The following is a 23,478-nucleotide window of genomic DNA, read 5'->3' on the forward strand; positions in this document are numbered from 1 at the left end:
AAACATACCCGATACCCTGTTGACCTTGTAGGGAATTGGTGGATACGTGAAGGGATGAGCCTCTGGACCCCGGACCCCACGTTCTATCCTTCGCCCAGGGACGCGGCCGGCGCACCCGCCGAGAAACTGGCCTATGTCGCCGCCTTCGACCGGACGGCGACCAAGCCGGACGCGCTGGCCGTAGTCGACACCGACGCCGCCTCACCGCACTACGGCCAGGTGGTGGGCTGGAGCGACCTGCCCCACACCGGCGACGAGCTGCACCACTTCGGCTGGAACGCCTGCAGCACCGCCCTGTGCCCCAGCGCCCCGCACCCGCATGTCGAACGCCGCTACCTCATCGTGCCCGGACTGCGCTCCTCACGCATCCACGTCTTCGACACCAAGGACCGCATCAGCCCGGAACTGGTCAAGGTCATCGAGGCCGGCGAACTGGCCAAGCGGGCCGGCTACTCCCGGCCCCACACCGTGCACTGCGGACCCGGCGGGATCTACCTGTCCGCGCTCGGCGGCGCCGACGGCAACGACGGGCCCGGCGGGATCGCGCTGCTCGACCACACCACGTTCGAGGTGCTGGAGCGCTGGGAGGTCGACAGGGGGCCGCAGTACCTGGCCTACGACTTCTGGTGGCACATCAACCACGACGTGCTGATCACCTCCGAGTGGGGCACCCCGTCGATGATCGAGAACGGCGTGGTGGCGGAGCTGCTGCTCGGCCACAAGTACGGCCATAAGCTGCACTTCTGGGACCTGCGCAAGCGCAAGCACGTCCAGGAGGTCGACCTGGGCGAGGAGCACCAGATGGTCCTGGAGCTGCGCCCGGCGCACGACCCCACCCGCACCTACGGGTTCGCGGGGGTCGTCACCAGCACCGCGGACCTGTCGGCCTCGGTCTGGCTCTGGTTCCACGAGGAGGGCCGCTGGCAGGCCCGCAAGGTGATCTCCATCCCCGCCGAGCCCGCGAGCGCCGACCTGCTGCCGCCCGTCCTGCGGCCCTTCGGCGCCGTGCCGCCCCTGGTCACCGACATCGACCTGTCGGTCGACGACCAGCGCCTGTACGTCTCCTGCTGGGGCACCGGCGAGATCAAGCAGTACGACGTGTCGGACCCGGCCAACCCCGTCGAGCTGGGCTCGCTCAGGATCGGCGGCATCGTCCGGCAGGCGCCCCACCCCGCCCAGCCGGCACTGCCGCTGCGGGGCGGCCCGCAGATGGTCGAGATCAGCCGCGACGGCCGCCGCGTCTACCTCACCAACTCCCTGTACGGCGCCTGGGACGACCAGTTCTACCCCGAGGGCGTCGGCGCCTGGATGGCCAAGATCGACACCGGGTCCTTCACCTTCGACACCCGTTTCTTCCCGCACGGCGAGGCGTTTCGCGGCCTGCGCCCCCACCAGGTACGCCTGCAGGGCGGCGACGCCTCCTCCGACTCCTACTGCTACCCGTGACGATCGCCACCGTGCTCCTGCTGGGCGCCTTCCACGGCCTGAACCCGGCCATGGGCTGGCTCTTCGCCGTGGCCCGCGGCCTGCAGGAGCGCAGCAGGGACCTGCTGCTGCAGTCGCTGCCGGTCATCGCGCTGGGCCACCTGGGCTCGGTCGCCGTGGTCGCGCTCGTCGTCGGCGTCACCGGCTCGCTGGTCACCGGCCGGGTGCTGTCGATCGGCGGCGGGGTGGTGCTGGTCGCCTTCGGCCTGTGGCGGCTGCTGTCCACCCGCCACTTCCGCTGGGTGGGGATGCGGCTGTCGCTGTGGCAGCTGGCCGGCTGGTCGTTCCTGATGTCCTCGGCCCACGGCGCCGGCCTGATGCTCCTGCCCGTCTTCACCGGCCTGCACGCCCCCGGCCACCAGGGCCACGCCCTGACGGGCGGCCTGGCGGTGGCCGCGCTGCACACGCTGGCGATGTTCGCGGTGGCGGGCGTCATCGCCGTGGTGGTGTACGAGGTGGCCGGGCTCACGGTGCTGCGGCGCGCCTGGTTCAACCTGGACCGCATGTGGGCGCTGGCCCTCGTGGGCGCGGGGGTGATCACCCTGGTTCAGGCCTAGGCGCCCATTTCCTCTGGGAGTGGTCACATCGGTGGTGTCGGGTTGGTCAGTGCTATGACTCTATGACTTGCCTTGACGGAGGAATGTGACGATGGACGAGGAAGAGTTTCTGGCCGGCCGGTTCGAGGAGCACCGCTCCCACCTGAGGGCCGTGGCCTACCGGATGCTCGGGTCGCTGAGCGAGGCCGAGGACGCCGTACAGGAGGGGTGGATACGCCTCAGCCGCAGCGACACCAGCGAGGTGGACAACCTCGGCGGGTGGCTGACCACGGTCGTGGCCCGGGTGTGCCTGACCATGCTGAGCTCGCGCGAACGGCGGCGCGAGGATTCCTTGGAGGCGCGCCTGCCCGACCCGGTCGTGAGCCCCGCCGAAGGCGTCGATCCCGAGCATGAGGCCCTGGTGGCCGACTCGGTCGGGCTGGCGTTGCTGGTGGTGCTGGACTCGCTCGAGCCGGCCGAGCGGCTGGCGTTCGTGCTGCACGACATGTTCGCGGTGCCCTTCGAGGAGATCGCGCCGATCGTGGGGCGTACCCCGGTCGCGGCCAGGCAGCTGGCCAGCCGCGCCCGCCGCCGCGTGCGAGGCACGGCCCCGGTGCCCGATCCGGATCTGGGCCGTCAGCGCGAGGCCGTCGACGCCTTCCTGGCCGCCGCGCGCGATGGAGACTTCGAGGCACTCCTGCGGGTGCTCGACCCGGATGTCGTGGTCCGTTCCGACCGCGGCGCCGAAGGGGCCGTGATGGTGGCGCGCGGGGCGGCGGTGGTGGCCAAGCAGGCGATCATGTTCCGGCCGGTCGGCTCGGTGGGGCATCCGGTGCTGGTCAACGGGGCCGCCGGATCCGTCGCCACGGTCGGCGGCCGGGTGGTCTCGCTGGTCGCCTTCACCGTCAGCGGCGGCCTGATCGCCGAGGTCGTCATCCTCACCGACCCCGACCGGCTGGCCCGGCTCGACCCGATGTCGGCGGCGGGCTGACCCAGATGCTTCACGCCTTGCCGTAGGGGTGCGAGAAGACGCCCACCCGATAGGTGACGCCGGCTCGTCGTGGCCCTCGGGCGCGGATAATGTTGGCGCGATGGCCCGAACCCCGCCCCCGAGCCCCGACGGCCCGCCGGACCAGGCGCCCGACGCGCCCGGCGTCAGGGCGTTCCTGCCCTTCGTCCTGCTGGCCGCGGGCGCGGTATGGGAGACCGTCGACGGCTCGCTGCGGCCGGGCTGGCTGTCGTGGGCGGGCCTGGCCGCCATGTCGGCCCTGTACACCCTCACAGTGATCACGGCCTTCCGGCGCCGCACGGTGGCCGCCCGCATCGCGCTGGCCGGGCTGGCGGCCGTGGTCTTCGGGCTGGCGATCGTGCTGGGCGGCGGCTGGTACTACCTGTTCCCGCTGCTCGGCGTGGCGTGCGGCATCACCCTGCGCGGCAGGGCGGTGCGGGTCGCCACGGCGGCGCTGCCCCTCGGTACGGCGCTGGTGGTGTGGGCCGGCGGCGGCAGCCTGGAGTCGATCCTGGCGTTCTCGTGGGGGACCTTCAGCGCGGGCCTGGTCGTGGCCGTCATCCTGCACCTGCACATGGTCATCGGCGAGCTGAACCGGACCCGGCGGCGCCTGGCCGAGGCGGCCGTGGCCGAGGAGCGGCTGCGCTTCTCCCGCGACCTGCACGACCTGCTCGGGCACACCCTGTCGGTCATCGTGGTCAAGGCCGAGGCCGTACGCCGGCTGGCCCGCCGCGACCCCGGCCAGGCCGAACGCCAGGCCGCCGACATCGAGGCCGTCGGCCGGCAGGCACTGACCGAGGTGCGTGAGGCGGTGACCGGCTACCGGGCGGGCGACCTGGCCGACGAATTCGCCCGCGCCCGCGACGCCCTGGCGGCGGCTGGTGTGCGGGCCCGCGTCCGCCGTACCGGGCCGCCACCGGCGGCGCGGGCCGAGGCGCTGCTGGGCTGGGTGGTACGCGAGGGCGTCACCAACATCATCAGGCACAGCGGCGCCACGGAGGCCGAGATCGACCTGACCGGCCTGACCCTGACGATCCGCGACAACGGCACCGACGGGCCACGGCCCGCCAAGAGCGGCGAGAGCCCCGACGGACCCACCGAGAGCGACAGCGGCGCCGTCGGCCCGCAGCCGGCCGGGAGCGGCAGCGGGCTGCGCGGTCTGGCCGAACGGCTCGGCCAGGCGGGCGGCAGCCTCGAGGCGGGCCGCCATCCGGGCGGCGGCTTCCAGCTCACCGCCACCCTCCCACCCGGCGTTTAGGCGCTGCTGCCGACCACCCGGACCGCCACGTGGCGTGAGAGCGGCTCACAGTTCGGCACAATTGCCGATGTGAGAGTCGACTTGCTGGGACCGTTCGAGATCCGAAACCGCGATGGGGCCGTGGTGGAGGTTCCTGGGATTCGGCTGCGCGCGCTGCTGGCCGCGCTCGCCCTCGAGCCTGGCCGGATCGTCACGCGTGCGCGGCTGGTGGACTGGATCTGGGGGCAGCAGCCGCCCGCGGACGAAGTGAACGCCTTGCAGGCGCTGGTGTCCAGGCTGCGCAGGGTGTTGCCGGAGGGTGTGATCGAAGCGGATTCCGGCGGATATCGGCTGGCCGTGGCTCCTGATGCCGTGGACGTGTCCCGGTTCGAGCACCTGGTCGGCCAGGCCCGTGCCGCCGAGCCTGCGGCGCGGGCGGATCTGCTGCGCTCGGCCTTGGCCTTGTGGCGCGGCACGGCCATGGCCGACCTCGCGCTGCAGGGCAGCGACGCGTTCGATGCCGCGCTCACGCGTCTGGACGAACTCTACGTCGCCGCGCTCGGGGACCGGGTGGATGCCGATATTCGCCTCGGCCGGGGCTCGGAGCTGGTCTCGGAGCTGACCGAGCTGGTCGCCACGTACCCGCTGCGGGAGGGGTTCGTGGCGGCCTTGATGCGAGCGCTGGCCGAGGCGGGGCGTGGGAGCGAGGCGCTGAGCGTGTACCAGCGCACGCGCGAGCGCCTCGCCGAGGAGCTGGGCGTCGATCCATCGGCCCAGCTCTCCGCGCTGCACACCGCTTTGCTCCGTGGCGAGCTGGGCGAGCGGGCGGACAGCCACAAGACGAACCTGCGCGCCGAGCTGACGAGTTTCGTCGGCAAGAAGAACGACGTGTCCGCGGTCGCCGCCCTGGCCGTCAAGCACCGGCTGGTCACCTTGACGGGGGCGGGTGGCTCCGGCAAGACGAGGCTGGCCGCCGAGACCGCTCGGACGATGCTCGCCGATCTGCCGGATGGGGCGTGGCTGGTCGAGTTGGCCTCGGTGGGGGAAGGCGGTGATCTGGCGCAGGCCGCCCTTACCGCGATCGGCCTGCGTGACCAGGCATTGCTCGGTGGCGCGCGGGGCGGGGAGCCGATGGATCGGCTCATCGCCGCGGTCCGGGAGCGCGCGATCTTGTTCATCCTGGACAACTGCGAGCACGTGATCGAGGCGGCCGCGGCTTTCGCCGACCGGCTTCTGGGGGAGTGCCGCAGGCTGCGGATCGTGGCCACGAGCAGGGAAGCGCTCGGTATCACCGGGGAGGTGCTGTGGCAGGTCGAGCCGCTCGCGCTGCCCGCGAGCGGAGCCGATCCCGCCGAGGCCGGGTCCTCGCCCGCGGTGCGGCTGCTGCGCGACCGCGCGGATCTGGTGCGCAAAGACATCGGCTCCGACATCGACACCCTCTCGGCCATGGCGCGGATCTGCCGGGCGCTCGACGGGATGCCGCTGGCGATCGAACTGGCCGCGGCCCGGCTGCGCACCATGTCCATCGATCAGCTGGCGCGCCGGCTCGATGACCGATTCCGGCTGCTGACCGGCGGCAGCCGGACGGTGCTCGCCCGGCACAAGACGCTGCGCGCGGTCGTGGACTGGAGCTGGGATCTGCTGAGCGAGACCGAGCGCGGCGTGCTGCGGCGGCTGTCGGTGTTCTCCGGCGGGGTGAGCCTGGAAGCGGCCGAACGGGTGTGCGGGCAGGAGGCGTCCGCCGGGGAGCCGGTGTTCGACGTGCTGACCGCGTTGATCGAGAAGTCGCTGCTGCTGGCCGACGGCGGGGGCGTGCCGCGCTACCGGATGCTCAACACCATCAGGGAGTACGCGGCGCAGCGGCTGGCCGAAGCCGGGGACAGTGAGCCGGCGCGCCGGGCGCACCTGGCGTACTTCACCGAGATGGCCGAGACGGCCGAGCCGCGCCTGCGCCGGGCCGAGCAGGTGGAGTGGCTGTCCAGGCTCGGCGCCGAGCACGACAACATCAGTTCGGCCCTGCGCGGGGCGATCGCCGAGGGCTGGGCTCAGGAGGCGATGCGGCTGGTCGCGGCCGCGGGCTGGTACTGGTACCTCAGCGGGCACCGGGCCGAGGGCGCCGAGCTGAGCATCGCGGCGGCCTCGCTGGAGGGTGAGGCGTCCGATGAGGTGCGGGCGCTGGCCTACCTCATCGTGACGATCTTCGTGACCTCCGGGGTCAGCGGCGATCAGTATCAGGCGCGGGAGTGGATCCAGCAGGCGCACCGCTTCGCCCAGCGCAGCGAGTCTCGCCACCCGCTGCTCGGGTTCGTCGGGTTGCTGGAGCGGACGCTGCAGGGCCCGGCGGAGTTCATGCCCGCCTTCGAGCCGCTCATCGCCGACGACGATCCGTGGGTGCGGGCGCAGGCCAGGCTCACGCGTGGCCGGTTCCGGCTCACGCTCGGCGGCGACGAGACCGGCGTGGACCTCGACGCCGAGACCGCCCTTGCCGAGTTCCGTACGCTGGGTGATCGGATGGGGATCTCGCTCGCGCTGACCTTCCTGGCCGACCGGCTCGCCATGCGCGGCGAGTTCGCCCGCGCGTGTGAGCATTACGAGGAGGCGGCCACGGCGCTGACCGAGGTGGGCGCGCTCGAGGACGTGGTCGGCATGCGGGCGCGGCTGGCCCAGCTGTACTGGCTGCTCGGCGACGAGCGATCCAGCACCTCCACCATGGCCGAAGCGCAGCGGATCGCCGAGCGGATGGTCTGGCCCGACGCGCTCGCCGAGCTGGCGCTTTCGCAGGCGCAGCTGGCGCGCCTGCGCGGCGAGCCGGACCAGGCACGCGAGCACCTGGCCACGGTGTGGGCGGTGCTGGGCGAGGCGGCCATGGCCGACTCCGTCCGTGTCCAGACCATGGACCTGTACGGCTACCTCACCGAGGACCTGGACAAGGCCCGCGCGTATCGGGCGGAGGCGTTCCGCGCGGCCACGGCCATAGAGCACACCCATCCGCCCACCATCGCCTATGTGCTGATCGGGATCGCGGATCTCGCGCTGCGCCAGGGACACTACGAGCAGGCCGTACGGCTGCTCGGGGCAAGCGACGCCGCGCGCGGCACGCTGGACCGTTCGCAGCCGGACGCCTCCAGGATCGCCGCGCAGGCGCGCGCTCGCCTGGGCGAAACCGTGTTCGCCGAGGCGGCCCGTGCCGGGCAGCGGCAGGACTGGCGCGAGCTGGCCGCGATCACGCTCGCTTCGTGAACGTCGCACGAGCCATTGGGGGAATCCGGTCGTCTCGTGTGCCGGAAGTTACGGCGCACCATGGTCCGCGAGTCGGCCAGAGAGGCTGAGATGGCGTTCATCGTCCGCTCACCTCCTTGTTTGCGTGACCGGTGAGGGCGAGGAAGACGTCGTCCAGATCGGGTGTGTGCACCGACAGTTCCTCGACCTCTATGGAATGGGCGTCGAGCCGATCGATCAGCGCGCGCAATGACCGCACCCCGCCATCGCCGGGAACACGCAAGGTCAGCTCGTCGTGGTCCCTGGTGGACTCGTGCAGGACCCGCGCCGCGACGTCGAGTGCGTGCCGATCGATGAACCGCAGCCGGACGTGGCTGCCGGGAATGCGGCGCTTGAGCTCATCGGCGGTGCCCTCGGCGACCAGCCGGCCCTGATCGAGTACGGCGATACGGTCGGCGAGCTGGGCGGCCTCCTCGAGATACCGGGTGGTGAGGAAGATGGTCGTACCCTCGGCGACCAGTTCCCGGATGATCTCCCACATGGTGCGGCGGCTGCGCGGATCGAGTCCCGTCGTGGGCTCGTCCAGGAAGATGATCTGCGGGTCGCCGACCAGCGTCATGGCGAGGTCCAGCTTGCGGCGCATGCCGCCGGAGTAGGACACCGCCAGCTTGCCCGCCGCTTCGGCCAGCTCGAACCTCTCCAGCAGCCGGCCGGCGATGCGCTTGCCCTGCGCCTTGGGCAGGTGCAGGAGGTCGGCCATCATCAGCAGGTTCTCCTCGCCGGTGAGCAGGTCGTCCACCGAGGCGAACTGCCCGGTGACCCCGATCGCCGCGCGCACGGCCTTGGTCTCGGTGGCCACGTCGTGCCCGGCGACGACCACCTTCCCGGCGTCGGGGGTCAGCAGCGTGGTCAGTACGTTCACCGTTGTGGTCTTGCCGGCGCCGTTGGGCCCGAGCAGGGCGAAGATCGCGCCGGTCCGGACGTTCAGGTCGATGCCGTCGAGCACGGTCTTGTCTTTGTAGGCCTTGCGCAGCCCCGAGGCCGCAATGGCTGCTCCGTTCATGGGCTCTACATTCGCCGACCACTCTGATATCGGGCCGTCGCCGTCCTGACACGGCCGCTGACACCGGATCAGGCCTGATCGCCGGTGACCGGCCCTCGCGCCGGCCGCCGGCCATGCGGTGTCAGCGGCCGTGTCAGCCCGGCGACGGCCCCGTATCAGAACGGTCGGCGAAAGTGGACGCCATGGAACACACCGTTAGCACGATGCCGACCGAGCGTCAGCCCGGCTGCCCCTTCGACCCGCCCAAGGAGCTGATCGAGGCCCGCGAGCACGGCCCGATCAGCCGCCTGCCCTTCGCCGACGGGCACCAGGGCTGGCTGATCACCGGTTACGACCTGGTCCGGTCGGTCTTGGCCGACTCGCGGTTCAGCTCCCGCAGGGAGCTCATGCGCCACCATCCGTGGATCGACTTCGGCGACATCGAAGTCCCTCCGGCACCGCCGGGCGAGTTCCTGCTCATGGACGAGCCGCAGCACAGCCGGTACCGCAAGCCGCTGGTGGGCAAGTTCACCGTGCGCCGGATGCGGCTGCTGACCGAGCGCGTGGAGCAGATCACCGCCGAGTGCCTGGACGCCATGGAGAAGGCCGGCCCGTCGGCGGACCTGGTGACCGCGTTCGCCAAGCCCATCCCCGCGATCGTGATCTGCGAGCTGCTGGGCGTGCCGTATGAGGACCGGGACGCCTTCCAGGGAAACGTCGACAAGTTCATGGACGGGGAGACCGGCGACGAGGAGCTGATGGCGGCCTACACCGCGGTCCAGACCTACCTCGCCGAACTCGTGGCGGCCAAGCGCGCCAACCCCACCGACGACGTGCTCAGCGACCTCCTCGACAGCGATCTGACCGATGAGGAGCTGAAAGGGATCGCCCTGCTTCTGCTGGCGGCCGGGCTCGACACCACCGCGAACATGCTGGCGCTGGGCACTTTCGCGCTGCTGCAGAACCCGGAGCAGCTGGCCGCGCTGCGCGCCGATCCCGCGCTCACCGACAAGGCGGTGGAGGAGTTGATGCGGTATCTGAGCGTGGCCAAGACCTTCTTCAGGACGGCGCTGGAGGACGTCGAGCTGGGCGGCCAGACCATCAAGGCCGGCACGATGGTCATCCTGTCCCTCAACACCGCCAACCGCGACCCTGAACGCTTCCCCAACCCCCACGTCCTCGACCTCCAGCGGCAGGACGGCGGGCACCTGGCCTTCAGCCACGGCATCCACCAGTGCCTGGGCCAGCAGCTGGCCCGGGTCGAGATGCGCGTCGCCTTCCCCGCGCTGCTCAACCGCTTCCCCACGCTGCGCCTGGCCGTAGCGGCCGAACAGGTCGCCCTGCGCCCGGAAGCCGCCGACATCTACGGGATCAAGAGCCTCCCGGTCACCTGGGACGGGTGAACGCGGCCGCGATGCTGCCCAAATCTGGCATTAAATGACCGATTTGTGGCAAGGAGTTTGACGCGTGGTGAACTAGAACGCCGCGACCTCTTCATATTTTGTGGAGATGGAAAAGCTGACGGGGATCATCAGGGCGGCGCTGTTGGTCGCCCTGACCTTGGCCGCTTCCGCCGTCGGCTTGGGCGGGACCGCGATATTGACCCGCGACGAAGCGCCCCGGAGTCTTCCGATCACCGCGTCGATCTCCGGCTCCGGGTCCAGCGCGCAGAAAGGCGCGATGGACGCCTGGCGTGTCGACTTCCACGGGCTCCACCCCGACCTGCGGGTGGACTACAACGCCAACGGCTCGGGGGCCGGCATCCGCGACTTCATCACCGGTGTCACCGCGTTCGCCGGCTCCGACGTCGCGATGCAACCCGCCGAACAACTGCTGGCCGACAGGCGCTGCCGCAGCCGCGCGGTGCACCTGCCCATGGTGGTGGGCCCCATCGCCCTGGCCTACAACCTGCCGTTCTCGCCCGATCTGAAGCTCTCACCCACCACCCTGACCGGCATCTTCAGCGGCCGGATCACCCGATGGGACGCCGCCGAGATCGCCGCCGACAACCGCGGCGCGGACCTGCCGCACACCGGCATCCGGCTCTTCCACCGCTCCGACGACTCGGGCACGACCTACAACTTCACCGCCTATCTCAAGGCGGCGGGCCGCTGGCCGTACGAGCCGTCCAGGAAGTTCTCCCTCACCGGGCAAGGCGTGACCGGCTCGGCGGGCATCACCGAGGCCATCCAGCGCACCGAGGGCTCCATCGGGTACGTGGAGTACGCCTTCGCCGGCGACGCCGGCCTGCGCACGGCCGACATACGCAACGCCTCCGGCCAGTTCGTCGCCCTCTCGCCCCAAAGCGCCACCAAAGCCCTCGAAGGCGCCCGGATCACCGGCCACAACGGGGATCTGATCGTCACGTTCGACTACCTGGCCAAGAACAAGGACGCCTACCCCATCGCCCTGATCACCTACGAGATCATCTGCTCCCAGAACCCAGATCCGCTGGTGCGGACCTTCCTGAGCTACACCGCCAGCGACGCCGGCCAGTCCTACCTCTCCCTGTACGGCTACGCCCCGCTCCCGCACGACCTCCTGGCCAAGGTACGTGCCCGGCTCGGCGTCACCACCTGAACGAGCCGGCGGGAACCCCCGGCCGCCCGCCGGTGCACGAAAGACGTGAGCAGGTCCTGCGCCTGGAGCCGCGTACCGGCGCGCGGCGGGGCGCCATCACCCTGCCCGGCCTGCGTGAGGTACGGCACGCCGAGCCGTCCTACGGCTGACCGCGGCGGCGAAGGCGGAGATGACCGGGTGCGGGCGGCTGCCGTCGCCGGACAGCTCCGGCTGGAACAACGTGGCCAGGTAGAACGGGTGGCCGGGCAGCTCGGCCACCCGCACCATGCCGTCGTCGGCGTGCCCGGAGAAGACCAGTCCGTGCTCGACGAGCTTGTGCTTGTAGGCGTCGTTGAGGCCGTAGGAGCAGCTGTATGCCTCCATGGTGAGGGGGGAGCCGATGATCTGCTCGATCAGCGAGCCGGGCCTCAGCCGTACCAGGCCCTCGTGTCCGGCCAGGGAGCACTCCAGCGGCAGCAGCAGGAACTCACGCGCGTCCGGCTCGTTCTCGGCGTGCGCCACGTCGAGCCCACACACGCCGCGCGCGTACTCCAGCAGCATGTGCTGAAAGCCGCCGCAGGTGCCCAGCACGGGGATGCCTCGCTCGCGCGCGGTGCGCGCGGCGCTGATCACGCCTTCCTCACTGCGGTACGGGCTGCCGGGCACGATCCAGATGCCGTCGAAGCGTTCGAGGGCGTCGTCGTGGGCGTCGGTGGAGGGGATCCAGTACGGGTCGAGCGCGATGCCGTCACGCTCACGCAGCGCCTGGATGATCAGTGGGATGCGGGCGTGCGCGCGCACGCTGGGCGAGCGGTCTCCGACCAGGGCGATTTTCATGCCTCCATGGTGCGGCGAACCACCGCTTAAGCACCAACGATGATGTCTGCACATGCTATAAGAAATACTGATGGACCCTCATCTGCTGCGTACGTTCGTGACCGTCACCGAGGCGGGCTCCTTCTCGGCGGCGGCCGAGCAGCTCGGCTACACCCAGTCGGCCATCTCCCAGCAGATCGCCGCGCTGGAGAGCGACCTGGGCCTGCCGCTGCTCCACCGCCGCCCGGTCGCGCCCACCGAGGCGGGCCTGCGCCTGCTGGAGCACGCCAGGCCGCTGCTGCTGCGCATCCGCGCCGCGCGGGCCGACGTGCTGCGCACCGCCGCACTGCCCGCCCACCGCCTGACCCTGGCCACCACGCCCCTGGCGCTCAACTCAATCCTGGCCCTACGTCTGGCGGCGGCGCGGGCGGCGCAGCCGCGGCTGCGGGTGACGGTACGCACCTGCGGCAGGGACAAGGTGGCCAGGCAGGTGGCGGACGGCAGGGCCGAGGCGGGCCTGACCGACGGGATCACCGCGCCGAACGACCCGCTGCGCCTGCCCGAGGTCGGACCGATGACCACGGTGGGCGTGGCCGAGGAGGGCCTGGTCGTGGCGCTGCCCGGCGACCATCCTCTGGCGAGCCGGGCAGGGCTGCGGCTGGCCGACCTGGTCGACGCGCACTGGCTGCAGACGACGTTGTGCCCGCTCGAGCGGCTGCGCGACCTGATGGGCGACGGCTTCCGGCCCGCGCTCGACTACACCGGCGACGACGTGCACACCGTGCTCAACCTGGTCGCCGCCGGCCACGGCCTGACGCTGCTGCCCGCCTCCGCCGGCCACGGTGTGCCACTGGTGGCACCCCGGCTGGTGCACCGCGTCGAACTGCTGCACGCCACCCTGCCGCCGGGCCCCGCCGCCGACCTGGCGGCGCGCCTGTCCCCGTGACAGCGATCTGTGCGCGAGCTGGAGCGTCCGCCCGCTCGGGCGTGGAAAGCGGTCGGGCGTGGAAAGCGGTCGGGCGTGGAAAGCGGTCGGGCGTGGAAAGCGGTCAGGTGTCGAAAGCGGTCAGGTGTCGAAAGCGGTCAGGTGTGGAAAGCGGTCAGGCGTGCCAGTCCGTCACGCCGCCCGGGACGGGCGCCTGCGGGTCGTAGGGCTCGCGGGTGAAGATGAAGGTGTTGAGGTCGAGGTGGTCGGCCCCCACCCGCAGCGTCTCACCGGCGTAGTAGCCGTCGAGCCCCAGCCAGGTCCCGTCATCCTGCGGCACGAACCGGGAGGAGCGGCCCGCACCGCCCACCGGCGTCAACGCCAGCCCGCCGTCGGGCAGCAGCCGCAGCGCGTACGGCTTGGGACCCCAGTGCCACAGCCCGGTCAGCGCCAGCAGGGCGGGGTCGGCCGCGCAGGGGCGCCACTGCTGCGGCAGGCGGGGCTCGTGTTCGTCGAGGATGTCCAGCAGGTCGTTGGGCAGGGTGTAGCTGAGGCCGCTGGTGGTGTTGGCCAGGAACAGCACGCCCACCTGGTCGGCCGGATCGGCCCACACGGTGGCCAGGAACCCGGGCATGGACCCGGTGTGGCCGGCCAGGCGGCGTCCGGCGTGCCGGGTCAGCTGCAGGCCGAGCCCGTAGCCGGAGGTCCAGGCGTCGCCGTCGTCGACGGTGGCGGGCTCGCGCATCTCGGCCAGGGTGGCGGGGGACAGGACGCCGCCGGTGTCGCCGGCGACGAAGGCCGCCCAGCGGGCCAGGTCGGCGGTCGTGGACCACAGCTGACCGGCGGGCCCCATGGCGGCGGCGTCGTGTTCGGGCTCGGGCAGCACCACCTCGGCCCACGGGTGGACGGCGTAGCCGGTGGCGTGCGGGGCGCGCGGCCGCTCGGTGGTGGCCGACAGGCCGAGCGGCTGCAGGACCTCCTGCTGTACGGCGCGCAGCCAGGGCATGCCGCGCAGCCGGGCGATCACCTCGCCGAGCAGGCCGTAGCCGATGTTGGAGTAGTGGAAGCGGCGGCCGGGCCGGTGCTTGGCGTGCTGGGGCCCGAGCCGGGCGAGCAGTTCGCCGGCCGGCAGGCCGGGGGTGCGTTCCCACCAGCCGGTGGGCGGTTCGGCGCTCAGGCCGGCGGTGTGGGAGAGCAGCTGGGCGATGCTCACCTCGCCGAACGGGGTGCCGGGCAGGTGTTTGGCCAGGGGGTCGAGCAGGTCGAGGCGGCCTTCGTCACGCAGCCGCATGACGACGACGGCGACCATGCTCTTGGTGATCGAGCCGAGCCGGTATTGGGTGCTGTCCGTGGGGGGCAGCCCGCCATCGGCGCCGGGGCCGGTGAAGCCGCGAGCGCCGAACCAGGCCAGCCTCCCCTCCCGTACGATGGCGGCCGTCAGCGACGGCACCCTGCACTCGGCCTGTTCGACGGCCAGCCTGCGCAGCAGCGCCCGCGCCGTCGTCTCACTCACCTGACTCATGGGCGCCAAGCCTAGTGCTCAGATGGGCACCAGTTCCGGCCCGATCAGCTCGCCCTGGTGGGGCTGCGGGTGGGCCTGGTCGTGGTTGTAGTGGCCGGCCTACCAGACGACGACGTTGGTGGCGTCGATGCTCTCGCTGTTGAGGAAGCGCCCGATGGCGGCCGCACGACCAGCAGGTTCCACAGCTCGTCGGCGCCCCGCAGGACGCGTACCCGCACCTGCTCGGGACCGCCGTGGTCGGCCAGGGGAGTGACGCCTTCGGGCACACGGGCGGCGGGCGCGGCTGGAAGGCCCAGATGTTGTCACGGGCGTACGGACATGCGCCCCGGCGGGCATGAGGACGGCCCCGGTCGGCGAGCGACCGGGGCCGGATGATGCGGGTAGGTCAGTCGGCGCAGATGGCGAAGACGCTGATGCCGACGTCGTTGTAGCCGTCCTGGCGGCCCAGGGCGATCCAGCCGCGCCCGTCATCGGTGGGGAAGGAGCCGACGAGGATCGCCCCGTTGCCGCGGGCCTCGGCGCCACCGCCCAGGACCTTCTTGGCGCCGGGGCAGTAGAGGGTGCGGCGCTGGAAGTTGGGCACGTTCGCGTTGGGCAGCGTCACCAGCTGGTATCCGGGCGGCAGCGCGGAGGCGTGGTGGGCCGCGGGTGCGGTGGTGGCGTTGGCTGCGGTGACGGCGGTGGCTGTCGCCACGCACGCACCGGTGAGGAGGACGGCCAGGGCGAGGGACTTCTTGTGCATCGCTCTCCTTGAGTTGTTCCCCGGATCACCCCGCTGCGGCGTGCGGGCAGCACGAACCCGCCGTCGAAGTGGGGTGATCCAGGGAGCCAGGGCCTACACGAAGAGTATCCACACCACTACCGTGAGTGTCGATAGGTAATCTTGTTCGAGCGCGAACCTGTCAATATGCAGCTATATGCCTGCATGTCGGCGGCGGCCTGATGTTACGCTCAAAAGTGATCACTCCTCTGCGAAAGAAGGCCGCCCATGAGTGACACACAGTTCCCGCTCACGCTGCGCGTCACCGTCAGCGGAGCGACACCGGACGAGATCAGGGAGAAGGCCAGGGCCCAGGCGCTGGACTTCTTCGGCCCCGACTCCGAGCTGGACGTCATCAGCGCGGAAGCCGAGTGCGACCCCGAGCACGGCATCGGCTACCAGGCGGTCGTCGTCTTCCGGCGCGTCGCCTAATGAGCGCGGCGGATGCGCATCGACGGTCAAGCCGTCGCCAACAACGATAGCAGTGGAACAAATAATATTCGCGGCGAGACCAAAGGCCGGCGTCCAATATCCCCGGCACCCCCGCAAGAAATCCACATCAGAATTTTCATGTTCCGGAAAAAGGGCCCGGCCGCCGCTCGATAAATCTTGATGCACGTCTTGACTATTGCCGCGCACGCCATGTCACGATGGAAGGGCAAGCGAGAGACACACAACGGGGGTGGCCCGTGCTCAAAGAAATATTCGTTACCGGGGCCCTGGTGGCGACCGCCATCGTCCCTTCGGCGGCCGCACTGGCCCAGCCCGACAGGGCCCGCGCTCTCGGCAACGCCGCCGCATCCACCTCGCTCAGCCACTGCACTTCGACAAGCGCCGGCAAGCCATGCAAATGGCTGGAGGGAAAGAACAAGAGGTGCCTGTGGTGCAAGTCGAAGAATGGCGGATACACGCGTAGTTACTGCGAGAACAAGAACTCGGGATCTTCGGGAAACATGGGCTCGCCAGGAAATGCGCCCGAGAAACCGAAGCAAGAGGGAATCCTCTGCAAGGGAGACCTCGACGACGCCGGCGTCTCCTGCACCAGGTGCGTCAACCTCAAGACCGGAAAGATATTCTCCACCACCTGCAAGGGAGAAAAGGCCGGCGACCCGGCTCCCTAGTTCCCGTCCTGAATAGGATCCCTGGGCATAGGCGTCGCGACGTGCGGCCCCTATGCCCACACGGGCACCAGGCCGCCCGCCCCTTGCTCTATTCTTGGGCCGGAGAGCGCCCAGGAACAGGGAGAGACTTGTTCGGTGAAGCAAGGTCCGGCCGATCTCCCCGCCACCCGTTTGGACGCTGTCCTCGAACGCTTCACTTATGGCCCTGACGAGGACAGCGGCTACACGATCGCGCGGGTGGCGACCGAGCGGTCGGGCGCCGAACTGCTGACCGTGGTGGGGCCGCTGCTGGGCGCGCAGGTGGGCGAGTCGCTACGGCTGAGCGGCCGCTGGACCTCCCACCCCAAGTACGGCAAGCAGTTCGAGGTGTGGTCCTACACCACCGTGCTGCCGGCCACCATCCAGGGCATCCGCCGCTACCTGGGCTCCGGCCTGATCAAGGGCATCGGCCCGAAGATGGCCGAACGGATCGTCGACCACTTCGGCACCGACACCCTCGAGGTGATCGAGCAGGCACCCGAGCGGCTGGTCGAGGTGGCGGGCCTGGGCCCCAAGCGGACCAAGCTGATCGCCGCCGCCTGGGAGGAACAGAAGATCATCAAAGAGGTGATGATCTTCCTGCAGGGCGTCGGCGTGTCCACCTCGATCGCGGTGCGCATCTTCAAGCAGTACGGCGAAAGCTCCATCTCCGTCGTCAAGAGCCGCCCGTACCAGCTGGCCGACGACGTGTGGGGCATCGGCTTCAAGACCGCCGACACCATCGCCCAGGCGGTCGGCATCCCGCACGACAGCCCCGAGCGCGTCAAGGCCGGGCTGCGCTACACGCTGTCGCAGGCGGCCGACGACGGACACTGCTACCTGCCCGCGCCCAACCTCGTCGGCGACGCCGTCAAGATCCTCGAGGTGCCCGCCGACCTGGTCGCCGGCTGCCTGGAGGAGCTGGTCGCCGAGGAGGGCGTGGTACGCGAGCAGATCCCGGCCGGCGACACCATCGTGCCCGCGGTCTACCTGGTGCCCTTCCACCGGGCCGAGCTGTCGCTGGCCTCGGCGCTGCTGTCGCTGCTGCGCGGCGGGCATGACCGTCTGGCCGCCTTCGCCGAGGTCGACTGGGAGCGGGCCGAGCAGTGGCTGCGCGGCCAGACGGGCGCGGACCTGGCCACCGAGCAGCGCCAGGCCGTACGGCTGGCGCTGACGGAGAAGGTCGCGGTGCTGACCGGCGGGCCGGGCTGCGGCAAGAGCTTCACCGTGCGCTCCATCGTGACGCTGGCCCGGGCCAAACGGGCCAAGGTGATCCTGGCCGCGCCCACCGGCCGGGCCGCCAAGCGGCTGGCCGAGCTGACCGGCCATGAGGCGACCACCGTCCACCGGCTGCTGCAGCTGCGGCCCGGCGGGGAGGCGACCTTCGACCGCGACAACCCCCTGGACGCCGACCTGGTCGTCGTCGACGAGGCGTCCATGCTCGACCTGCTGCTGGCCAACAAGCTTGTCAAGGCGGTCGCGCCAGGCACGCACCTGTTGTTCGTGGGGGATGTGGACCAGCTGCCCTCGGTCGGCGCGGGTGAGGTGCTGAAGGACCTGCTGGCCGCCGAGGACATCCCCCGCGTACGGCTGACGCAGATCTTCCGCCAGGCGCAGGAGTCGGGCGTGGTGGTCAACGCCCACCGCGTCAACACCGGCCTGCACCCCAAGCTGGAGGGCATGACGGACTTCTTCCTGTTCCCGTGCGAGGAGCCGGAGGAGATCGCGGCGCTGACGGTCGATGTGGTGGCCCGGCGCATCCCGCGCAAGTTCGGCCTCAACGCCCGCCGCGACGTACAGGTGCTGGCCCCCATGCACCGCGGCGCCGCCGGGGCCGGCGCGCTCAACATCGCGCTGCAGGAGGCCCTGACCCCCTCGCGCGAGGACCTGCCCGAACGCCGCTACGGCGGGCGCGTCTTCCGCGTCGGCGACAAGGTCACCCAGCTGCGCAACAACTACGAAAAGGGCGCGGCGGGGGTCTTCAACGGCACCGTCGGCATCGTCGTCGACATCCGTCCCGACGAGCAGAAGCTGATCGTCTCCACCGATGAGGACGAGCAGGTCGACTACGCCTTCGACGAACTGGACGAGCTGGCCCACGCCTACGCCGTCTCCATCCACCGCTCCCAGGGCAGCGAGTATCCGGCCGTGGTCATCCCCCTGGCCACCAGCGCCTGGATGATGCTGCAGCGCAACCTGCTCTACACCGCGATCACCCGGGCCAAGCGGCTGGTCGTCATCGTCGGGTCCCGGCGCGCGCTGGCGCAGGCCGTACGGACCAAGGGGGCCGGGCGGCGCCACACCAGCCTGACCCACCGCCTGGCCCAGCACTGAGGCCTCTTTACCCCTGTTGCGCCCGGCTGACCTGGGCTTCCCAGCAACAAGTGATTTAAATGTTACCGAACTATCCCAAACTCATCCGCGTCTTACATGCAGGAGCATTAAGGTCTTTGACATTGAGTTTGCTGTTATGGGGGAGAGGACTGACTTGAACGTCACGCCCGGTTGGAGGAAGCCCGTCACGGGCATGGCCCTGCTCGCGGCCGCGGCACTGACCGCATCCTGCTCGAGCGCTCCCCCCGCTCCGGGCAACGCCGACGCGGGCAAGGTGACCACCTCCGCGACCCCGGAAGCGCCGACGATCAAGATCTCACCCGCCGAGGGCAGCTCGAAGATCAGCCCCGAGAAGAAGATCGTCGTGACCGCCGCCGGCGGCACCCTGGAGGAGGTCTCGGCCGAAGGCGGCGGCAAGAGCGTCGAGGGCACCTTCAACGCCGACAAGACCAAATGGGTCTCCAAAGGCACCCTGCTGCCCTCCAGCTCCTACAACGTCAGCGCCAAGGCCGGCGTGACCAGCGCGGCCAGCACCTTCAAGACGCTCAAGCCCGAGCGCGAGCTGCAGGTCGCCGACGTCACGCCGAGCGCCAAGGGGGAGACGGTCGGCGTGGGGGCGCCGATCATCGTCACCTTCAACCAGCCCGTCAGCGAGAAGGCCTCCGTCGAACGCGCCCTGGAGGTCGACGCGCAAAAGCCCGTCGACGGCGCCTGGCGCTGGATCAACGACACCACCGTCATCTACCGCACCGCCAAATACTGGCCCGCCCACCAGAAGGTGAAATTCAACGCCCGCCTCACCGGCGTCAAGGGCGGCAAGGGCATGTACGGCGTCAAGGACTCCGCCACCACCTTGAAGATCGGCGCCAGGGTGATCAGCAAGGTCGACACCAAGAAGCACATGATGTACGTCTACCGCGACGGCAAGCGCGTGCAGACGATGCGCATCAGCGCCGGCATGGCCACCACCCGCGAGTACACCACCACCTCCGGCGTCCACCTGACCATGGAGCGCGGCAACCCGGTCCGCATGATCTCGCCCGGCCGCAAGAAGGGCGACCCCGGCTACTACGACGTCATGATCAACCATGCCGTGCGGATCTCCAACTCCGGCGAGTACGTCCACGCCAAGGACAACGTCTGGGCCCAGGGCCGCTCCAACGTCAGCCACGGCTGCATCAACTCCCGCCCCGACCAGGCCCTGTGGTTCTACGACCACTTCCAACGCGGTGACGTCGTCGACATCAAGGGCACCAGCCGCGACCTGGAGTGGAACAACGGCTGGGGCTTCTGGCAGCTGCCCTTCTCCAAGTGGAAGAAGGGCAGCGCCCTGTAGGCCACGCGCAGGCCCAAAAGCGCGTCGCAGCAGTCTGGCTGGTGCGCAGGAGGACTTCCACCTCTGGGTTCAGCAGCTGCCGGCACCGTGCTCATGCCTGCGATGGCGTGTTCCATGTGCGGTACTGATCGATGCCCTCGCCGATGACGCGCAACGTGGAGGTCGAACCGGACGGACCGAGCACGCAGGTGGCGCGTACGCTCCGCATCATGCCGCCGCGTGGCGAGCCGAGGAGCACCGCATAGCCGCTGCCGGACAGTTGCGGCCAGTACTACGGCGACGGCGTACCCGGCCTGATTGAACCTCTCCAGGTGCGGAGTCGTTCGCGTCGGTCTGCCGGCTCGGGGCAGCATACGTGGGGGTGGGACGGAGCTCCTGCGGGAGACGTACCCGAGCGTCGATGATGCTCATCCCGCGACCACCGCGCCATAGGCGTGATCGGCGACCGGCTCGCTGGCCAGCCGGATGGGAGCCGGCAGGTCTGCTGACTCCTCTCCCGCCCTTGAGGGAGCCCCCATGAGACGGCAGGCCAGCTCGACGAGCTGGTCCTGCACTTCGGCGACGCTCAGCCGACCGTCAGGCCGGTACCAGTTGGCGACGCCATTGCACATCTCCAGGAGGGCCAGGCGGGCGACACGCTGATCCGTGAGCTGGAAGACGCCCGTGCTCATGCCATGCTCGATGACCCTGGCGAAGAGCGCCTCGTAGTCGTCGCGCAGGCCGATGAGTGCCGTGTGGTCATCAGGTCTCAGAGCCCGGATCTCCTGATCGGTCACCTTGGCCGTCAGCGGGTTGAGCGCGCACAGCCCCACGTGCACCCGCACCAGGCGAGCCAAGTGGACGCCCGGATCCGCAGACACGCCGACCGCCTCGATCGCGGAACGCAGCAACTCCTCAAGGCATGATCGCATGATGCTGGTGAGGATCTCCTGCTTGGACCCCGCGTAGTGGTACAAGGTCGCCGAGTTGACACCTGCGGCCCGCCCGAGCTCCCGGATGCCCGTCGCGGCATACCCCTTCTCCGCGAACAGGCTCACCACCACCTGCTGGATTTCCGCAATCCCCATGAACCATTCCCTATCGATCGATTGATCGGTACCGAATCATGGCGGGAACGTCCGGTCAAGGCCGAGCCACCTCTGTACGTGTGAGCAGAACCGCAATGCGCTTGTGCGAGATCCCGTGCCCGGCATGCCGTCAACCAGCCGGAAACGGGGCGACGGCCCTTCCGCTGTGGGTGAAGCGATTGCGCCGTGGGCGATAGGGGAGTGCCGCGCAAGAGCAAGGACGGCAGGGTGAGTCCAAGACCCACGACGAGCGAAGAGGTGGTCACCATGGCGATCGCGCAAGCGCTGGGGCCCGGCCAGTGGCTGGCGGCCGAGATCGGCGACAGCGGCACCTGGAGGGTCGCGCTCAACGCGGAGCATCGCCGCGAGGTGCTCGCAGCCGTACGGGCGGTGGAGGCGGCCGGGCCGGCGCCGCGGGAGATCGCCCCGGAGGTCTTCCCGCTGCCGAGGCTCGGGCCCATCCTGCGGCGAGTGCGTGAGGAGGTCGTGGACGGTCACGGCTTCGCCCTGCTGCAGGGGGTGCCCGTCGACCGGATGAGCGAGCGGCAACACGAGATCGCCGGCCTCGGCCTCGGCTGCCACATCGGCGCCATCGTCTCGCAGGGACCCGGCCCGGTGCCGCTGGTGCACGTACGAGACACCGGCGCCGACCCCTCCCGGCCACGCACCCGCAGCTACCAGCACAGCGGGCGGCTCGGCTACCACAGCGACCCCACCGACGTCGTCGCCCTGCTGTGCCTGCGCCCGGCCAAGTCGGGCGGTCTCAGCCTCGTCGTCAGCTCCGTGGCGGTGCACAACGAGCTCGTCCGGACCCGCCCCGACCTGGCCGAGGTGCTGTACCAGCCGTGGTGGCACGACCGGCGCACCGGTGAGGGCCCCGACAGCTTCTACACCAAGCCGCTGTGCACGCCACGCGCCGACGGCAGGGTGTCGATCTCCTACGGGCCCGACTACATCCGCTCGGCCCAGCGCGGCGCCTGCGTGCCGCCGCTCACCCCGGCGCAGCGCGAGACGATGGACCTGCTCGACCGGCTGACCAACGACCCCCGGTTCGTGCTCACCATGGACCTGCGGGAGGGCGACATGCAGTTCCTCAACAACCACCTCGTCCTGCACGGCCGCACCGCCTACGAGGACCACCCAGAGCCCGATCGCCGCCACCTCATCCGCCTGTGGTTCACCACCGGCTGAGACCTCCAAGCAGGTCGTCGCTCACCAGGTGACCCACACGTCCTGCAGCCCCCCGGACAGCAGCCCCGTACGCAGCCGCAGATCACCGGGAGCATCGCGCAGGCCCAGCCCGGGCAGGCGCCGGGCCAGCGTGCCGAGCACGACCTGAAGCTCCATCCGGGCCAGCGGCTGGCCGAGACAGAAGTGCGGCCCCGCGCCGAACGCCAGATGCTGGCCCGCGTTGTCGCGGCGCGCGTCGAAGTGGTCGGGATCGGCGAACTTACGCGGATCCCGGTTGGCCGCGGGCCGGCACGGGATCAGCGTCGTACCCGCGCCGACCCTGACCCCGCCGAGGTCGGCCTCCTCGGTCGCCACCCGCGGCATGCCGATCACGCTGAGCGTGCTGTCCAGCCGCAGGACCTCCTCGACCGTGCCCGGGATCAGCTCCGGGTCCTGCACCACCGCCGCGTAACGGGCCGGGTCCGACAGCAACATCGCCACCATGATCCCGATCATGTTCGACGTCGTCTCGTGCCCGGCGAGCAGCAGCGCCTGCACGGTCGCGATCAGCTCCTCGTGGCTGAGCCGCCCGTCCTGGCTGTCGGAGATCTGCGTCAGCTCGCTGAGCATGTCATCGCCCGGCGCCGCACGCTTGGCATCCACCAGATCCGACACATACGCCCCGAACTCCTCATACGCCTTCTCCACCTCCGATTGCTCGTAGCGGGTCAGCGTCAGCATCACCTGAGACCAGTGCGCGAACTTGTCCTGATCCTCACTCGGCGCCCCCACCAGGGCGCAGATGACCCGCACCGGCAGCGGCAGGCCCAGCTCGCGCGACAGGTTCGCCGGGCAGGCGCCGGCCAGCATGCCGTCCACCAGCTCATCGGCCATCCGCTGCACCCGCGGGCGCCACGCCTCGATCTTGCGGATGGTGAACGAAGGGGTCAGCAGCCGCCGCCACCGCCGGTGCCCGGTCCCGGCGATCATGCTCCCGCTCGCCATGCCACGGGCGAAGATCCCGCCGTCCGCGGTGGTGGACACCCGCGCGGCCGCGGCGCCGCCGCGGCTGAAGCGCGGGTCGGTCAGCAGCGTGCGCACATCGTCGTAGCGGGTCACCAGCTCGGCGGTGTCGCCGCTGGGCAGCTGTACGTGCGCCACGGGGCAGCCGTCCTGCAGCTGGGCCCACTCCTGCGGCGGCTGCAGGGCCTCTGTCCGGTCGAAGGGGTAACGGGAGACGGGTTCGGCGGTCATCGTGGCGTCCTCCTGCTGACTGATGGGACACCCAAGATTCTAAGGCGACAGCCTTAAATCTTGACAGT

Annotated in this window: 19 protein-coding genes; 13 read left to right on the forward strand and 6 right to left on the reverse strand. The window is 70.3% G+C overall.

The window, feature by feature from the left end:
• The first annotated feature begins 54 nt into the window (after positions 1-54).
• The 5 genes from AB0H88_RS16205 to AB0H88_RS16225 all read left to right on the forward strand — a co-directional run bounded on the left by AB0H88_RS16205 (position 55) and on the right by AB0H88_RS16225 (position 7,507).
• Positions 55-1,446, forward strand: a complete 1,392-nt coding sequence (locus AB0H88_RS16205; RefSeq protein WP_357645001.1) for a selenium-binding protein SBP56-related protein — start codon at positions 55-57, stop codon at positions 1,444-1,446.
• Positions 1,434-2,042 carry a hypothetical protein gene (locus tag AB0H88_RS16210; protein WP_357646385.1) on the forward strand — a complete coding sequence of 203 codons (609 nt, stop codon included), beginning with the start codon at positions 1,434-1,436 and terminating at the stop codon, positions 2,040-2,042. The genes AB0H88_RS16205 and AB0H88_RS16210 overlap by 13 nt, the downstream gene beginning before the upstream one ends.
• Before the next feature lie 91 nt (positions 2,043-2,133).
• On the forward strand, positions 2,134-3,012 hold the full coding sequence (locus AB0H88_RS16215) for a sigma-70 family RNA polymerase sigma factor (RefSeq protein ID WP_357645003.1): 879 nt from the start codon (positions 2,134-2,136) through the stop codon (positions 3,010-3,012).
• A gap of 100 nt (positions 3,013-3,112) precedes the next feature.
• Positions 3,113-4,288, forward strand: a complete 1,176-nt coding sequence (locus tag AB0H88_RS16220; RefSeq protein WP_357645005.1) for a sensor histidine kinase — start codon at positions 3,113-3,115, stop codon at positions 4,286-4,288.
• A gap of 69 nt (positions 4,289-4,357) precedes the next feature.
• Positions 4,358-7,507: a BTAD domain-containing putative transcriptional regulator gene (locus AB0H88_RS16225; RefSeq protein ID WP_357645007.1), complete on the forward strand. Its 3,150-nt coding sequence runs from the start codon at positions 4,358-4,360 to the stop codon at positions 7,505-7,507.
• A 97-nt stretch (positions 7,508-7,604) separates the two neighbouring features.
• On the opposite strand, the gene AB0H88_RS16230 is transcribed toward AB0H88_RS16225, so the two are convergent.
• On the reverse strand, positions 7,605-8,549 hold the full coding sequence (locus AB0H88_RS16230) for an ATP-binding cassette domain-containing protein (protein WP_357645009.1): 945 nt from the start codon (positions 8,547-8,549) through the stop codon (positions 7,605-7,607).
• Between the two features lie 182 nt (positions 8,550-8,731).
• Between AB0H88_RS16230 and AB0H88_RS16235 the strand changes: the two genes are divergently transcribed.
• Positions 8,732-9,931 (forward strand): cytochrome P450, encoded by a 1,200-nt coding sequence (locus AB0H88_RS16235; protein WP_357645011.1) that lies wholly within the window; start codon positions 8,732-8,734, stop codon positions 9,929-9,931.
• 106 nt (positions 9,932-10,037) lie between these two features.
• Entirely contained in the window at positions 10,038-11,108 is a 1,071-nt protein-coding gene (pstS, locus tag AB0H88_RS16240) for a phosphate ABC transporter substrate-binding protein PstS (RefSeq protein WP_357645013.1), read from the forward strand.
• A gap of 96 nt (positions 11,109-11,204) precedes the next feature.
• Here the strand turns inward: pstS and AB0H88_RS16245 are convergent, their stop codons facing one another.
• Positions 11,205-11,924: a gamma-glutamyl-gamma-aminobutyrate hydrolase family protein gene (locus AB0H88_RS16245; protein WP_357645015.1), complete on the reverse strand. Its 720-nt coding sequence runs from the start codon at positions 11,922-11,924 to the stop codon at positions 11,205-11,207.
• A 70-nt stretch (positions 11,925-11,994) separates the two neighbouring features.
• Between AB0H88_RS16245 and AB0H88_RS16250 the strand changes: the two genes are divergently transcribed.
• The gene (locus AB0H88_RS16250) at positions 11,995-12,849 is read left to right on the forward strand and encodes a LysR family transcriptional regulator (RefSeq protein WP_357645017.1); all 855 of its coding nucleotides are present in this window, start codon (positions 11,995-11,997) and stop codon (positions 12,847-12,849) included.
• Between the two features lie 154 nt (positions 12,850-13,003).
• Here AB0H88_RS16250 and AB0H88_RS16255 read toward each other — a convergent pair whose 3' ends face one another.
• Positions 13,004-14,350 carry a serine hydrolase domain-containing protein gene (locus tag AB0H88_RS16255; protein WP_357645019.1) on the reverse strand — a complete coding sequence of 449 codons (1,347 nt, stop codon included), beginning with the start codon at positions 14,348-14,350 and terminating at the stop codon, positions 13,004-13,006.
• Positions 14,351-14,735: 385 nt separating this feature from the next.
• The gene (locus tag AB0H88_RS16260) at positions 14,736-15,092 is read right to left on the reverse strand and encodes a hypothetical protein (protein ID WP_357645021.1); all 357 of its coding nucleotides are present in this window, start codon (positions 15,090-15,092) and stop codon (positions 14,736-14,738) included.
• 246 nt (positions 15,093-15,338) lie between these two features.
• Here AB0H88_RS16260 and AB0H88_RS16265 point away from each other — a divergent pair, with 246 nt between their 5' ends.
• The 4 genes from AB0H88_RS16265 to AB0H88_RS16280 all read left to right on the forward strand — a co-directional run bounded on the left by AB0H88_RS16265 (position 15,339) and on the right by AB0H88_RS16280 (position 19,919).
• Positions 15,339-15,542, forward strand: a complete 204-nt coding sequence (locus AB0H88_RS16265; protein ID WP_357645023.1) for a hypothetical protein — start codon at positions 15,339-15,341, stop codon at positions 15,540-15,542.
• Between the two features lie 257 nt (positions 15,543-15,799).
• Positions 15,800-16,231, forward strand: a complete 432-nt coding sequence (locus AB0H88_RS16270; RefSeq protein ID WP_357645025.1) for a hypothetical protein — start codon at positions 15,800-15,802, stop codon at positions 16,229-16,231.
• Between the two features lie 135 nt (positions 16,232-16,366).
• Positions 16,367-18,583 (forward strand): ATP-dependent RecD-like DNA helicase, encoded by a 2,217-nt coding sequence (locus AB0H88_RS16275; protein WP_357645027.1) that lies wholly within the window; start codon positions 16,367-16,369, stop codon positions 18,581-18,583.
• 193 nt (positions 18,584-18,776) lie between these two features.
• On the forward strand, positions 18,777-19,919 hold the full coding sequence (locus AB0H88_RS16280) for an Ig-like domain-containing protein (protein WP_357645029.1): 1,143 nt from the start codon (positions 18,777-18,779) through the stop codon (positions 19,917-19,919).
• Between the two features lie 407 nt (positions 19,920-20,326).
• On the opposite strand, the gene AB0H88_RS16285 is transcribed toward AB0H88_RS16280, so the two are convergent.
• The gene (locus AB0H88_RS16285; RefSeq protein ID WP_357645031.1) at positions 20,327-20,986 is read right to left on the reverse strand and encodes a TetR/AcrR family transcriptional regulator; all 660 of its coding nucleotides are present in this window, start codon (positions 20,984-20,986) and stop codon (positions 20,327-20,329) included.
• A 267-nt stretch (positions 20,987-21,253) separates the two neighbouring features.
• On the opposite strand from AB0H88_RS16285, the gene AB0H88_RS16290 reads away from it, so the two are divergent.
• Entirely contained in the window at positions 21,254-22,177 is a 924-nt protein-coding gene (locus tag AB0H88_RS16290) for a TauD/TfdA family dioxygenase (protein ID WP_357645033.1), read from the forward strand.
• 21 nt (positions 22,178-22,198) lie between these two features.
• On the opposite strand, the gene AB0H88_RS16295 is transcribed toward AB0H88_RS16290, so the two are convergent.
• The gene (locus AB0H88_RS16295; protein WP_357645035.1) at positions 22,199-23,410 is read right to left on the reverse strand and encodes a cytochrome P450; all 1,212 of its coding nucleotides are present in this window, start codon (positions 23,408-23,410) and stop codon (positions 22,199-22,201) included.
• Positions 23,411-23,478 lie beyond the last annotated feature (68 nt).

The sequence above is a fragment of the Nonomuraea sp. NPDC050680 genome, from assembly GCF_040654555.1.
GTDB lineage: Bacteria > Actinomycetota > Actinomycetes > Streptosporangiales > Streptosporangiaceae > Nonomuraea.

Bases quoted from the DNA above. Each gene is read 5' to 3' on its own strand.
- AB0H88_RS16205 (WP_357645001.1), top strand. From the start codon at position 55: ATGAGCCTCTGGACCCCGGACCCCACGTTCTATCCTTCGCCCAGGGAC.
- AB0H88_RS16215 (WP_357645003.1), top strand. From the start codon at position 2,134: ATGGACGAGGAAGAGTTTCTGGCCGGCCGGTTCGAGGAGCACCGCTCC.
- AB0H88_RS16220 (WP_357645005.1), top strand. From the start codon at position 3,113: ATGGCCCGAACCCCGCCCCCGAGCCCCGACGGCCCGCCGGACCAGGCG.
- AB0H88_RS16230 (WP_357645009.1), bottom strand. From the start codon at position 8,549: ATGAACGGAGCAGCCATTGCGGCCTCGGGGCTGCGCAAGGCCTACAAA.
- AB0H88_RS16235 (WP_357645011.1), top strand. From the start codon at position 8,732: ATGGAACACACCGTTAGCACGATGCCGACCGAGCGTCAGCCCGGCTGC.
- pstS (WP_357645013.1), top strand. From the start codon at position 10,038: ATGGAAAAGCTGACGGGGATCATCAGGGCGGCGCTGTTGGTCGCCCTG.
- AB0H88_RS16245 (WP_357645015.1), bottom strand. From the start codon at position 11,924: ATGAAAATCGCCCTGGTCGGAGACCGCTCGCCCAGCGTGCGCGCGCAC.
- AB0H88_RS16250 (WP_357645017.1), top strand. From the start codon at position 11,995: ATGGACCCTCATCTGCTGCGTACGTTCGTGACCGTCACCGAGGCGGGC.
- AB0H88_RS16255 (WP_357645019.1), bottom strand. From the start codon at position 14,350: ATGAGTCAGGTGAGTGAGACGACGGCGCGGGCGCTGCTGCGCAGGCTG.
- AB0H88_RS16260 (WP_357645021.1), bottom strand. From the start codon at position 15,092: ATGCACAAGAAGTCCCTCGCCCTGGCCGTCCTCCTCACCGGTGCGTGC.
- AB0H88_RS16265 (WP_357645023.1), top strand. From the start codon at position 15,339: ATGAGTGACACACAGTTCCCGCTCACGCTGCGCGTCACCGTCAGCGGA.
- AB0H88_RS16280 (WP_357645029.1), top strand. From the start codon at position 18,777: ATGGCCCTGCTCGCGGCCGCGGCACTGACCGCATCCTGCTCGAGCGCT.
- AB0H88_RS16285 (WP_357645031.1), bottom strand. From the start codon at position 20,986: ATGGGGATTGCGGAAATCCAGCAGGTGGTGGTGAGCCTGTTCGCGGAG.
- AB0H88_RS16290 (WP_357645033.1), top strand. From the start codon at position 21,254: ATGGCGATCGCGCAAGCGCTGGGGCCCGGCCAGTGGCTGGCGGCCGAG.
- AB0H88_RS16295 (WP_357645035.1), bottom strand. From the start codon at position 23,410: ATGACCGCCGAACCCGTCTCCCGTTACCCCTTCGACCGGACAGAGGCC.